Raw genomic sequence first — 13,004 nt, 5'->3', positions numbered from 1 at the left:
AATTTATATGTTCTATTTTTTTACATTAGATACTACGAGTCTCAATTTGCCATTTTCACTTCGAGGTAACTTTTTAAAATATTTAAATGATAATTCAATACTGCTATCTACATATTTATATATTTTCTTCATAATTTCCCCTTCTTCATAACTGCTTAATCTATCACCATTCAATGTTGAAATTCTAATTACAATATTTTCAATGTCAATTTGATATAATTGATATTCTTTAATTTTTTCAAAAATATCAATACACTGTTTTGGTATTATCTGTGCTATACTTACTGACTCTATTATTGAACCATCTTTATTCACAAGATAATCACTGCTACGACCTTCTATTTTTTCTAACATCCAACTCTCTTTTCCACAACAACATATTCTTTTACTCATACTTCCAAGATCGCCTATTTCATATCTTATCAATGGCATTGCTAAGTTCTCTAAATTTGTTCCAATTATATTTCCTAATTTATTAAAAATTTGATTTTCATCTTTATCGATAACCTCTATTAAACATTTTTCCATATCAATATGCATTCCATTATGTTCAGAGCACTCAATTGCAGTCGCCACTTCTTCTCCCATGCCATACCTATCAAAAACTTCACAATAAAATGCTTTCCTAACAATTTGTCGTTGATCATACACAAGTGAATCTGAAGAAGTTAATACTGCCTTTACTTCTAAGCTTATCCCTTTTTGAACCATATATTTAGCTAAAACATATATTCCACTTGCATATCCTTGAATATAATCTGGTCTAAACCACTTTATTCTTTTAACATATTCTTGCAGGATATTATCTGTCATATTAGTTGTAGTTATGCTCATCCTATTAGTAATTGGATTATAGGCACCATAATATTTTTCGCCTTTTTCTCCCCATTTTTCCCTGTTTTTTAATAGTTTAAAACCAGGTCTTCCTATCCATAACATTTTATCCTTTTTTGTATCACACCCAGAAAATCTAACCCATCTATTAAGTGCTTCTTGTCTAGCTATATAAGTTTTTCTATCATAATAAAATTTAACTGGTATCCCTGTACTCCCACCAGTTTCGTGGATAATTAAATCTTCAATCTTGTACTGCTGTGAAATAATATCTTTCCAGTATTCTCTCAATTCATCTTTTTTCAAAATGGGTATTTTTATCAAATCAGAATACTCATTTATATCATTTAAATTTACACCTGCTTTATCCCATTTTTCTTTATAATATGGTACGTTTTTATACGCATATTCTAATAATGATTTCATTTTGCTCCACTGCATTTCCTCTAGTTCTTTTCTTTTTAATGTTTCATTGGTTATTAAATATTTACGATACGCTCCGATATCTTTTGCTTCTATTTTATATCTATTAAAGATTCTCAAAGGGGCAAATAAAATTTTCTTAATAGCATCAGGACATTTATTATAAATAACTTTCATTAATAATCTTACTCCTTAAATTCAATATATTTTTTGCACATTACTTATCTGCGAGCCATTTTATACAATTCTTTAAAATCTTTTAATTTGTATTTAGATAAAGTCAAAAATATTATTATACTTATACTTAAATATAAAGTATTAATAAAAATATTTAAATCATTTAAAAGATTTAATCCTCCGTATAGCAACATTACTATTGCACCCAAAAAAAATTGCTTTGGTATTTTTATACCTAAATCACATTTTTTCATGATGATAAAACTTGGGTATATCTGAGCAATAATGACTCCAAATATCTTAGCTAATGAAATACCATATATACCATATGGTTGAATTAATATTATTGTTAAGCTTAATTGAATAAATATTTGACAAAAGCTATTCATAAATCTCTCTTTATTTTTTTCTAATACAACTAATAATGGAGTGTTTACATAGCTTAATATTGTTATTGCATTAGACATTGCAAATAGAATTAAAACTTTATTAAAAGTAGCATATTGTTTCCCAAAAAACAACAACAAATATTTTGAATAAGCAATAATAAATAGATTCAATATTATTATCATCAATATAATATATTTTTCCAGTTTATAATATGTTGATTTAACAATTTCATATTTTCCATCATTTATGAGATTGGAAAACAATGGTACAGTTACATTAAATAGCAACTGAGGTATATATTTACTAAAGGTATAAATTGTTATAATAGCTTGATATATCCCTAGTTGTCCTAAATCACCTAGTGATAACACATAAATTTTATCAAGATTATTATATGCAAATGTAAATATAGTACTTAAATGTACGAAAATAGAAAATTTCCAAAATCCTTTTGGTAGATGAAATTTAAATTTTTCACTTTGGAGCCTTTTCTTTCTTATAACCTTATACCCTATTATATTTCCTACTATATTTGTTATTAAAATAGCTACCAAGATAATTATTCTCAAATTGCTTTCAATATTTTCTTGAAAAGTAATATATGAAATACCTAGTAAGACTGGAATTAAGAAAATATGTAGCTTACTTAAAAAAGTAGATATCCCTGTATCTATAAAGCCAATTAGTACATACTGAAAAAATAACCCTAAAACATATAATGGTGCAATTATATACAAAGACAAATATAATTCCATACCACTTATATTGCCAAATAATTTTTCTTTTAAAGCTGGCAGGAATATTGTAGAAATAGTAAAAATCAAAAACAAAACCATTATTATTATAAAATATGACCAAATAAAATTAGAAATATCATTCTTATTCTTTGATTTAGGAATATAATTCGATAATACCGTTGGACCACCAAAGACTACAAAAGTAGCTATTGTCTGCAAGAAAATTAATATTGTTGAATATATACCTAATGCTTGAGCACTAATTCTTCCAATTACAATATTTGTTAAAAACGATAACGGAATAGAAACAACAGATACTATGATTAACCATTTTGCCCCTGAAACTGTTTTATTCTTTAATTTATTTAATTCATTATTTTCACTCATTTATTCCACCTATATATAATTTAAATTCTTATAAACTAACCACTGTAATACTGCTTTCAATAGTTTTTTCTATATATTTTAGTAATAACTTTTACTATTTGTTTTTACATCATGTAATTCATATATTATAATCTAAATATTTTACATTATCTATTTTTTTAATTCATTAATGAATAGCTTTAAAGCATTTATTGGTGAATACTTCTCTGCTTCTATAATACAATATTTTTTCATAGAAAAAAGTTTTTCTGAATGTTCCACAAAATACTGAAGTGCTTCAACTAATTCTTCAACCTTTTTAGGTGGAACAATTCGACCTGTTTTCCCTTCCTCAATAATCTCTGAATTATATTTCCAATTACTAGCAACAATTGGAACTCCCGCTGAAAAAGCATCAATTAAAGTTCCTGGAAATCCCTCTCCTTCATAGTATGTTGGAAAAAGTAAAATAAAATAATCTCTTAAAGTCTTAACAGATTGTTCACTATTTACAATACCACAATAGTTTATATAGTCATTCGATGATTCTAATATTTTTTCAAAATTATCTTTGTATGATGTATCTATTTGTCCATAAATATCCAAAGTAAAAATAACATCATTAGCTAGTTGATTAATATGCTCTACTGCTTTAATTGCATCCTCTATTCCTTTTTCTTTTACTACTCTAGAAAAGGTACACAAGGGGAATGGTTTTGAAAACTCCTTTTTAAGTTCGTTTTCATTCAATATATCAATTTTCTTAAAATTAGGCATGTAAAAGATATTGGTTAATTCTAAACTTTCTAAATTTCCTTTCATGGTATGAGTTTCAACATAAATGCCATTAATTTTCTTTAAGTAATGATAAAGCCACCTTTTTCTTTTCACCATTTCAGGTAACCATCCACCTATAACAACATAATGAATTTTTCGTCTAAAGAACAAATTTAAAATTACAAACAACGGAATTAGAACTTTTACTCCATTTTGTGCAGGAAGAATTACAATATGTCTACATTTTTTTATAAGCAAAAAACATTGTAGCAACATATTAAACGGTTTATATTTCCAATTATTAGTATTCATACATTTAACTTTATCTTCACCAAAAAACTCTTTCAATTCATTTGTAACAGTTTTAGTTTTTATTGTTTGTCCACTAGAAGATGGTTGTTCGCCTCCAAAATGACCACATATTCCAATACTACTCAAATGTGCACCTCCTATAATCTCCAGTAACTATATCCGCTCTTTTCAATTTTATTCTTATCTAAGATACTTTTAACATCAACAATAATCTTTTCACTATTATCAGAAATACAAAACAACTCATCTATTTGCTCCAAAGTCATCATTCTAAATTCATCATGAGCAACTGCAAAAACAATACAGTCCGCATCCCTCACATCTTTTAAATCAACTAATTCAACACCATACTCTTTCCTTGCATCATCCGCATCTGCTTGAGGATCAACCACAATCGGTTCAATACCATATTCCTTTAATCTCTTTATAATATCCTCTACTTTGCTATTTCTTGTATCTGGACAATTTTCTTTAAAAGTAATACCTAAAATAACTACATTTGCTTGCTTAACCACTTTATTTGCAAATATCAGCTTTTTTATAATTGCATCAGCTACAAAACCACCCATTCCGTCATTAATTTTTCTGCCTGAGAGAATGATTTGTGAATGATAACCTAATTTTTCCGCTTGATATATGAAGTAATATGGATCAACTCCAATACAGTGACCTCCCACCAGTCCTGGATAGAATCCAAGAGCATTCCACTTCGTATTCATTGCATCCACCACTTCTTTTGTATCAATACCCATTCGATCAAACACCATAGCTAGTTCATTCATAAAAGCTATATTAATATCACGTTGGCTATTTTCTACAACCTTAGCAGCTTCAGCTACTTTAATAGAACTAGCTTTATGAACACCTACTTCAATTACAAGCTCATACACCTTAGCAATTTCTTCTAAACTTTCATCGTCATTACTTGAAACTATTTTAGTTATATTCTCTAACCGGTGCACTTTATCTCCAGGATTAATACGTTCTGGAGAATATCCAACTTTAAAGTCTATTCCACATCTCAAACCAGATTCTTTTTCAAGTATAGGAATACATATATCTTCTGTCACTCCAGGATAAACTGTGGATTCATAAACTACAATTGAACCTTGGGTCAGATTTCTACCAACAATAGTACTAGCTCCTTCAACTGGAGTAAGGTCAGGCGTCTTATCCGCATTTATTGGAGTAGGAACAGCTATAATGTGAAACTTCGCTTCCTTAAGCCTAGTTTCATTTGATGTAAACTCTACTGTAGTCTGTTTAATAAATTCATCTCCCACTTCATTTGTTGGGTCAATACCATCTTTATATAATTGAACCTTTTTTTCATTCAGATCAAATCCAATTACATCTACCTTTTTTGCAAATTCAACTGCTATTGGCATTCCTACGTATCCCAAGCCTATTACTGAAAGTTTCTCTTGTTTATTAATTAAATTTTCATAAAGTGACATTTCATATTCTCCTTTTGTTAATTTGTTGATAACTTCTTTTTATAACTGAAATCTAGCTACTACACACAAGCTCTATATTTCTTATACCTATTATATTAGTTATAATTCTCTATTGTTTAAGCTTTCCTTTATATTCTTTGTAAAGATGATATGTTCCTATGGGAGAATATGCAAAACCTTTTAGCGCATGGACTAGAGCTATTGCATATTTTTTTCTTTTAAACTGCACATAAAACAATACCCCATGGTGTCTACAAAGGACATATTTTCTTTGGTTTTGGTTAAGCAAATCAAAATACTTTTTCTTTTCTTCAATAAGTATATACTCCGCTCGTACCTTTTTTTCTCCTGTAGATATCCTTTCACCTTCATGGATATAACAAGCAACAAGCGTTTGTGGAATATATCCAATATTTAAATCTCCATTAATAGCTTTAAGCATTAATATGTATTCCTGACATGCAATAATATCATCAAACCCTCCAATGCTCTCTAAACTTTCTTTTTTAAACATAAAAGTATTGGTGTTGGTCAAATGATACATTAAATGAGCAACCATTAATTCTTTATAATTTGGATTTGTAGATATCATCTGTTTTTTTTTACTTAACAACTTCCCTTCTGAATTATAGGTTGCACCATCCATTATTGATGCATCCCAACCATTTTGTATCATTGCATTATATTGGACTTCTATTTTGGTAGGCAAATACACATCATCATCATCTAAAAAAGTAATATATTCTCCAGAAGCTTCTTTTATTCCTATGTTTCGTGCTAACGCACCGCCCATATTTTTTGAATTTCTAATATACTTTACCCTGCTATCTAATTGATATTTTTGCATTATCTCAATCATTTCTTTTCTGACTGGAGAATCCGCTCCGTTATCGTCTATTACTATAATCTCAAAATTAGAGTAGGTCTGATTTAACACAGAATCAATAGCTCTACATATAAAATCACAACGTTTATATGTTGGCATGATAACACTTACTTTTTTCATATCTTGTATTTTCCTTTCTCATTTACCCTAATAGTAGCCTTCTTCCTTACTTTAAATATTTAATCAATAACAAGCTAGACAGAATCATGCATTCCTAAGAACAAATCCCAATTATTATACTGTGTTACTATATTTTCTAATCCTAAATTTAAAGGTAGTACTACAAAATTTTTCTTTTTCTTCTTTATATAAAAATTTTTTATTAATTTCTTCATAGGTGTATTGAATTTTTTTAAAATTAATGTATAGGCTACATGATATTTCTTTGATAAATGATCTACTTCTCTTAACATGTCTTCAAATAATACCATTTCTCCGAAGTAATCTAAAACTATTAATTCTCTTCCATAATCATTCTGATTTATTTCATATATATAAATTAATTTTTTTCTATTTTTCTCTATTATGTTCATTCCATAATTTATCTTAGGATGCTCTAAAAATCTCCACGATAAAAATTCTTCTGTTTTTAGTGTTTTTAACTTCCCATTGAAATTAAAATTATTTTTTACTTGTTTTATCTTTTCTTCACTTATTAAATCGTCTTTATCTAAATGATAAGATTCAAAGCCACTATAATTTTTAATTAGTTCATAACATTTAAATATTTTGTTTGCTTTTACATACCATTGTAAGTTTCCTATAAAAGTCCATCCTAATCTCAAGTAAGATCCTATGCTTTGTTCATTAGGAAAATTAAATATTAAATCTATATTTCCTTTGTTTTCTTTTATTGCTGTTTTCGTTAATTTTGAAAATAGACCTTTTCCTCTAAATTCTTTGTCTACTGCTGAATCTAGTGGTTGAAAACAATTAAATTCTTCACCTCTGATACTCAATTTCCAAGGCCAGAACGGTCTCACTCCAATTATTTTATTATCCTGTTCTGCTACATAAATTATTGGTTTTCCAAATATATTTTTCTCGTACTTCCACTCCCACCATTCAATATCTCTATCTATATTCAAATGTTGTTGTTTTTCAAAAGTTCTATTAAGAAGGTCCAGTATTTGATATTTATCTTCATCCTTATATTGTCGTATAATAATTTGATTTTTCATCATTATCCCCCGTTTTCAGATGTTGAACAAGATAATACTCTTTTGGATATTTAAAATCTTTCTTACCAAAAACCATTTGTATTATTATTATCGCAGTTTTAAATGTAATTTTTATATCATACCAAATATTGTTATGTTCAGCATAATACAGCTCAACATCTAACTTCTTGGGTAAAAACTCTGTTATATAATCATCTTCACTTTGATAATGTTCTCCATGTGTATAATCAAAAAGGCTAGCTGGACTAGTAAGCCCAGGTTTCACATTATATATACCTTTATACTTTCCAACATATATTTCCTCTGCTATCGACATATCTTCTGGCCGCGGTCCAACCACAGACATTTGATTAAGCAGTATATTTATTAGCTGTGGTAATTCATCTACTTTACTTTTACGAAGCAAACTTCCAAATGGGTATATCCTTTCATCATTTTTTAAAGTAGTAACTCTCACTTCACCACTATCCACTTTCATCGTCCTAAATTTATATAAAATAAAAGGAATTCCGTTCTTACCTACCCTCTTTGCCTTATATATAATTGGTCCTTTACTGGTAATGGCTATTCCTAATGCTGCAAATATCATAATAGGAGAGGATACTATAAAAAACAACACCGCAAAAACAATATCATATATTCTTTTAATCATATCACTATCCTCATAAAATTATTTTTCTTAACAACATAAACTCTTCCGCTGTACCTATACCACATTTTAACCCCGTTGCACAATCAATTTTTTCAACATATTCTACTGACCTAGGATGAGGATAGTTCCTTATTTCAGTTTCATATAGCTTAATGGCTTCATGTTTTTTGAAACAATACTCACTTATATCGACAAAGACTGTAGGCATAAATGTATCTAGTACAGTTTGTGGAGCCCATTCCGTTGAAGATGGTACTCTATAACAATACAATTCTTTTACTGATTGACTAGGTACTGGTCTAATAGCTACAAGTGTAGATTTGTATACATATTGATGATCTAAATTTACATCTCCATAAAAGTGAGTATATACAACCTCTGGTTTTACTTCTCGAATTACATTTTCAATTACACTGTTAACTTCAACATGAGCAGTATTATCAAGACGCATATCAGGTAATTCTCCAAAATGTACTTTTGTTACACCTAAAACATCATTTGCATATTTTACTTCTTCTTTCTTTTTATTAATTATCTCATTAAGCTTCGGACTATTTTTATATTGTGTAGTAGATCCATCCGTTACGATGAGAACGTGAACTTCATTAGCTTCTGCGCTTAACTTTGCTATTGTCCCACCCATTCCATAAACTTCATCATCAGGATGTGCTGCAATTACAAGCACTTTCATTAAAACACCCCTTTAATTATCTTCACAATCCTATTCAAATCCTCATCATCCATCTTCGTATCACTTGGCAAGCAAACACCATTCTCAAACAATTTTTCAGATACACCATCACCAATAAAATCATAACCAGCAAAGAAAGGTTGCATATGCATTGGTTTCCAGATTGGCCTTGACTCTATATTGTCTTTCTCTAATGCCTCCATAATCTCCAAAGGTCTAACCTTACCACTTAGAATCATACAGCTTAACCAATAATTTGGCTCATCCCATTCATTGACTGGCATCATTTCTACACCATCAAGCTCTCCAAGCTCTCTTTTATAGAATTCAAAAATGTATTTCTTCTTCTCAACTCTTTTGTCTAATACATTAAGCTGTCCTCTACCAATACCAGCAACAATATTACTCATTCTATAATTAAAACCCAGCTCACTATGTTGATAATGCCTAGCCCTGTCTCTTGCTTGAGTTGCCCAGAACCTTGCCTTATCAATCTTCTCTACATTGTTAGATACAAGCATACCACCACCAGATGTGGTAATAATTTTATTTCCATTAAATGAAAAAATTCCATAATCGCCAAAAGTACCAGTATGTTTTCCTTTATAATAAGTACCCAAGCTTTCAGCAGCATCTTCAATTAATACAACATTATGCTTCTTACATATCTCAACAATCCTATCCATGTCAGCAGACAATCCATAGAGATGAACAACCAATACTGCCTTTACATTCGGATACTTTTCAAATGCTTTCTCCAGAGCTACTGGGTCCATGTTCCAAGTCTCATAATCACTATCAATAAATACCGGGGTTGCATTCTGATAAATAATCGGATTAGCTGTAGCTGAGAAGGTAAGATCTTGACAAAAAACGATATCTCCTTGTTCTACCCCAGCAGCTTTAAGTGCCAAATGAATAGCCGCACTCCCAGATGCTAATGCAGCAGACGCTTTAATACCTATTTTAGTTGCAAGCTCTTTTTCAAACTCATTCACATTCTTTCCAAGAGGAGCTATCCAATTGGTATCAAATGCTTCTTGTATATATTTCATTTCATAACCTTCATCACTCATATGCGGTGATGCAAGGTATATTTTTCCCCTCATTTTTCAAGACATCCTTTCTTAAATATCAATTTCTTAAAAGTATTTATCCATCTCATCTGTTCATTACCTTCCACTCATACTGTTAATATACTATCTTTATCATTTATCTAATAGCAAATGATACTACTACTGAACTTAAGATAAATATTGACCTTACTTTTGAATTATATTAATATTTTTGATTTTTATTACTTCATTACTTTTTCCTCTATGCACAATGCCCACTTTCTGTTTCCCAGCTACTACACCCTTAGGAACCATAATATCTAATGCTACTTTTATAAACTCTTTAGTTCTTTTTACATTTTCTAATTTTGCTATAACTTTAGACTTATTTGTTAGGTCATATACATATAAATCAAAATCTTCATCTTTTAAAGTGCTACTATACTCAATTTCTAACTTATACTTTCTTTCTTCTTGAAGTGATAGCTTCTCAGTATAAAGTATGCCATAATCATCACCTCTATTTGTAAGTAATATATATTCATCTTCTTTTTTCACTCGCAAATTTCCTTCTTCAGTATTCCATATCTCTAGCCCGTCTGGAATCCCATTCTTATCTAGATCCATATTAAATTGACTATAAACAATAACTTTATTCAACCCCTTTAATTTTTCCATATTGTTTTTATATTCCCAAAAGTAATCTAATTTTTGAAGTTGATTGTGTAAATTTTTATCATATTTGAAAGGATGTAATGAACTTTGACTATTATTATTTAATACAGCTTTCAGATTAGGGATTTCATCAGCAATTATAGCTATACCCTTTTGATTATTTGTATCAATGTAATGCTTGCCTACAGCTAAATATGTTTGTGTTTGATCTGCATAATTATCTGGATTCATAGGCTGAACTTTTACCGCTTTATCCATATAATCTAATCCTTTATCAAGTTCTCCCATTTGCATATATATTTGTGCCGCTTTTTTTAGCACTTTCACATTATAAGATTCTAGTTCAACAGCCCTTTTAATTTCCTTTATAGCTTTTTCACTATATTGCTTTTCTTGTTTCCCTATCATTGCATACAAGCTTGCCAAATCCATATGATAAAAACCATTGAATGGATCGTTTTTTGTAGCCCTTTCAAAATATTGTATAGCATTTTGTATATCATTACTCTGTACATACACTATAGCCTTTTTAATGTTTTTCTGTCCAAAATTCAAATTCCAGCATCCTATTACTAGTAACATACATATCATCATCGGAATATATCTCAAACGATTATTTATTTCTTTCTTTTTTATGTTTAACTGACTTTGATTGGTTAACCCAAGAAGTGTCCATAGTAATATAGATATTGCTCCTAACGATAGATCAAAATCCATTATGCTGTGTATAAATAACGTCAACCATCCGGTACAAATCGTCACTTGCATCAATTTTGTTTTTACATTGTCAAGATTCTTTATTCCTTTATACATATTCCATAATAATATGCCTATAAAAGTAATATATACTATTAGTCCTAGTATACCAATTTCTATCCACAGTTGCATAAAATAATTATGTGCCTGAGTAGTCCAATATAGATAAGATTGATAGGTAAAATAAAGTGTTTCCCATGCACCACCACCAGCACCAAGAATAGAATAATCTTTGATAACATTAAAACCATCTCTATAAAAATTCGTTCTTGCCTGAATACTATTATCATTAGCACTATAACTATTTATTCTTGCTACTAAGCTTTCAGGAATATACTTATACTTTAGCTTTATATCCTTAATCTTTTCTGCTTTCTGTTCATCATATAATTCTGCTTCATTAAATATCACTTCCGTATTACTGTAATAATTTCTAAAATATATTCTAATTACTTCTGTTGTATCTGTTGTTGTAAAATTCAATATTAAAGGTTTGCTCTCCACAATATTTTTTTGGGTCAGTCTTTCTAATTCCCCTTCATCATTCACACTGTATATATCAATTCTTCCCGCATAAGGTTTATCTTTTGGATTTTTTACTGTAACATTCACTTCCAATCGATACTCTTCATTTTGAAAAACGTCTGATATATTTCTATATATAGATCGCCATTCGTTATTTTCATTTTCTACATTTGATAAAGTTAATGGTTGAGTTGTATTAAATGCAATTCCACCTAATATAGATAATATAAAAATAACTATCAATCCTCTAACAAAAACATATTTACATAAATTTCCACGAAAACTTCTTAGTTTCTTCTCACATAAATAAACAACTCCTATTGTCCCCAAAATTGAAACAATTACTAATCCCCATTGCACAAACACATTGCTCTTTTCAATTCCCTTGATGAATATCGATGAAAAAACTATAGCAGGTATACCCATAATCAATCCATAAATAAATGTTTCTATTTTCTTATTTTTAGGTACTAAAGCCAAGTATACAATAGCAATAATAGGCGCTAATATCCACATTCCCCTTGAAAAAGTAGGAATGAAAGTGAATATAAATAAATTTGCAATCCCACTATAGAAAAACTTTTCTTTTATATTCTTGCTATTTTGCAACAATCCTAGCGCCACTATAAACAAAGCAAATAAATAAGAAGCTAACGCATTAGGATACTGAAAAGTAGAGTTTATACGTCCATGAACAAATGCTCCATTATAACTAAAAGTTCCAATAGCACTTCCAATGCCTATAATAGAAACAACTACACCACTTAAAAGTAACACATTTAATATAGTCTTCTTATTTTTTTCATCATCTGCTGTAAAATCCCTCACTAACAAATATATCATATAATAATTTGCATATTTTAAAAACTCACCTATGGCAAGTCTAGTATTTACCCCATAAAAGATAGAAATAAAATACATCCCCACAATCGCTAATCCTAGGATATCAGGAATAGAGCGAATAATTTTCCCTTTAGATCTTATTTTAGTAAAAAACCATGCAATCCCTAATCCAAAGGTAAAGATATGAGTAGGTAAAAGCTCTTTTTCAAAGAACAACCCCCTAAAAAAAGGTGGATAAAACAGCAATATACACAGCAACCAAAATAT

General features: G+C 29.3%; 10 protein-coding genes. All 10 read right to left on the bottom strand.

Features of this window, described 5'->3' with window-relative positions; genetic code table 11:
* Positions 1–12: 12 nt before the first annotated feature.
* The 10 genes from K7H06_RS00435 to K7H06_RS00390 all read right to left on the bottom strand — a co-directional run bounded on the left by K7H06_RS00435 (position 13) and on the right by K7H06_RS00390 (position 12,953).
* Positions 13–1,434: a phenylacetate--CoA ligase family protein gene (locus tag K7H06_RS00435; RefSeq protein WP_223038053.1), complete on the bottom strand. Its 1,422-nt coding sequence runs from the start codon at positions 1,432–1,434 to the stop codon at positions 13–15.
* Between the two features lie 44 nt (positions 1,435–1,478).
* Positions 1,479–2,948: a lipopolysaccharide biosynthesis protein gene (locus K7H06_RS00430; protein WP_223038052.1), complete on the bottom strand. Its 1,470-nt coding sequence runs from the start codon at positions 2,946–2,948 to the stop codon at positions 1,479–1,481.
* 150 nt (positions 2,949–3,098) lie between these two features.
* Entirely contained in the window at positions 3,099–4,142 is a 1,044-nt protein-coding gene (locus K7H06_RS00425; protein WP_223038051.1) for a glycosyltransferase family 4 protein, read from the bottom strand.
* Positions 4,143–4,153: 11 nt separating this feature from the next.
* Positions 4,154–5,473, bottom strand: coding sequence for a nucleotide sugar dehydrogenase (locus tag K7H06_RS00420; protein WP_223038050.1), 1,320 nt, complete (start codon positions 5,471–5,473; stop codon positions 4,154–4,156).
* Positions 5,474–5,582: 109 nt separating this feature from the next.
* Positions 5,583–6,479 (bottom strand): glycosyltransferase family 2 protein, encoded by an 897-nt coding sequence (locus K7H06_RS00415; protein WP_223038049.1) that lies wholly within the window; start codon positions 6,477–6,479, stop codon positions 5,583–5,585.
* Between the two features lie 74 nt (positions 6,480–6,553).
* Positions 6,554–7,540, bottom strand: coding sequence for a GNAT family N-acetyltransferase (locus tag K7H06_RS00410; RefSeq protein WP_223038048.1), 987 nt, complete (start codon positions 7,538–7,540; stop codon positions 6,554–6,556).
* The gene (locus K7H06_RS00405) at positions 7,509–8,192 is read right to left on the bottom strand and encodes a sugar transferase (RefSeq protein ID WP_223038047.1); all 684 of its coding nucleotides are present in this window, start codon (positions 8,190–8,192) and stop codon (positions 7,509–7,511) included. Before K7H06_RS00405 ends, K7H06_RS00410 begins: the two co-directional genes overlap by 32 nt.
* Before the next feature lie 10 nt (positions 8,193–8,202).
* Positions 8,203–8,883: a PIG-L deacetylase family protein gene (locus K7H06_RS00400; RefSeq protein ID WP_223038046.1), complete on the bottom strand. Its 681-nt coding sequence runs from the start codon at positions 8,881–8,883 to the stop codon at positions 8,203–8,205.
* Positions 8,883–9,992 (bottom strand): DegT/DnrJ/EryC1/StrS family aminotransferase, encoded by a 1,110-nt coding sequence (locus K7H06_RS00395; RefSeq protein ID WP_223038045.1) that lies wholly within the window; start codon positions 9,990–9,992, stop codon positions 8,883–8,885. The genes K7H06_RS00400 and K7H06_RS00395 overlap by 1 nt, the downstream gene beginning before the upstream one ends.
* Positions 9,993–10,145: 153 nt before the next feature.
* Entirely contained in the window at positions 10,146–12,953 is a 2,808-nt protein-coding gene (locus K7H06_RS00390; protein ID WP_223038044.1) for an O-antigen ligase family protein, read from the bottom strand.
* Between the last annotated feature and the right edge of the window lie 51 nt (positions 12,954–13,004).

The sequence above is a fragment of the Crassaminicella profunda genome, assembly GCF_019884785.1.
In the GTDB taxonomy this organism is placed as follows: Bacteria; Bacillota; Clostridia; order Peptostreptococcales; family Thermotaleaceae; genus Crassaminicella; species Crassaminicella profunda.
Note: the sequence above shows the minus strand (reverse complement) of the source record. Positions and strands in the feature narration are given on the sequence as shown.

Bases quoted from the DNA above. Each gene is read 5' to 3' on its own strand.
- K7H06_RS00405 (WP_223038047.1), bottom strand. From the start codon at position 8,192: ATGATTAAAAGAATATATGATATTGTTTTTGCGGTGTTGTTTTTTATA.
- K7H06_RS00420 (WP_223038050.1), bottom strand. From the start codon at position 5,473: ATGTCACTTTATGAAAATTTAATTAATAAACAAGAGAAACTTTCAGTA.
- K7H06_RS00400 (WP_223038046.1), bottom strand. From the start codon at position 8,883: ATGAAAGTGCTTGTAATTGCAGCACATCCTGATGATGAAGTTTATGGA.
- K7H06_RS00415 (WP_223038049.1), bottom strand. From the start codon at position 6,479: ATGAAAAAAGTAAGTGTTATCATGCCAACATATAAACGTTGTGATTTT.
- K7H06_RS00435 (WP_223038053.1), bottom strand. From the start codon at position 1,434: ATGAAAGTTATTTATAATAAATGTCCTGATGCTATTAAGAAAATTTTA.
- K7H06_RS00430 (WP_223038052.1), bottom strand. From the start codon at position 2,948: ATGAGTGAAAATAATGAATTAAATAAATTAAAGAATAAAACAGTTTCA.
- K7H06_RS00395 (WP_223038045.1), bottom strand. From the start codon at position 9,992: ATGAGGGGAAAAATATACCTTGCATCACCGCATATGAGTGATGAAGGT.
- K7H06_RS00410 (WP_223038048.1), bottom strand. From the start codon at position 7,540: ATGAAAAATCAAATTATTATACGACAATATAAGGATGAAGATAAATAT.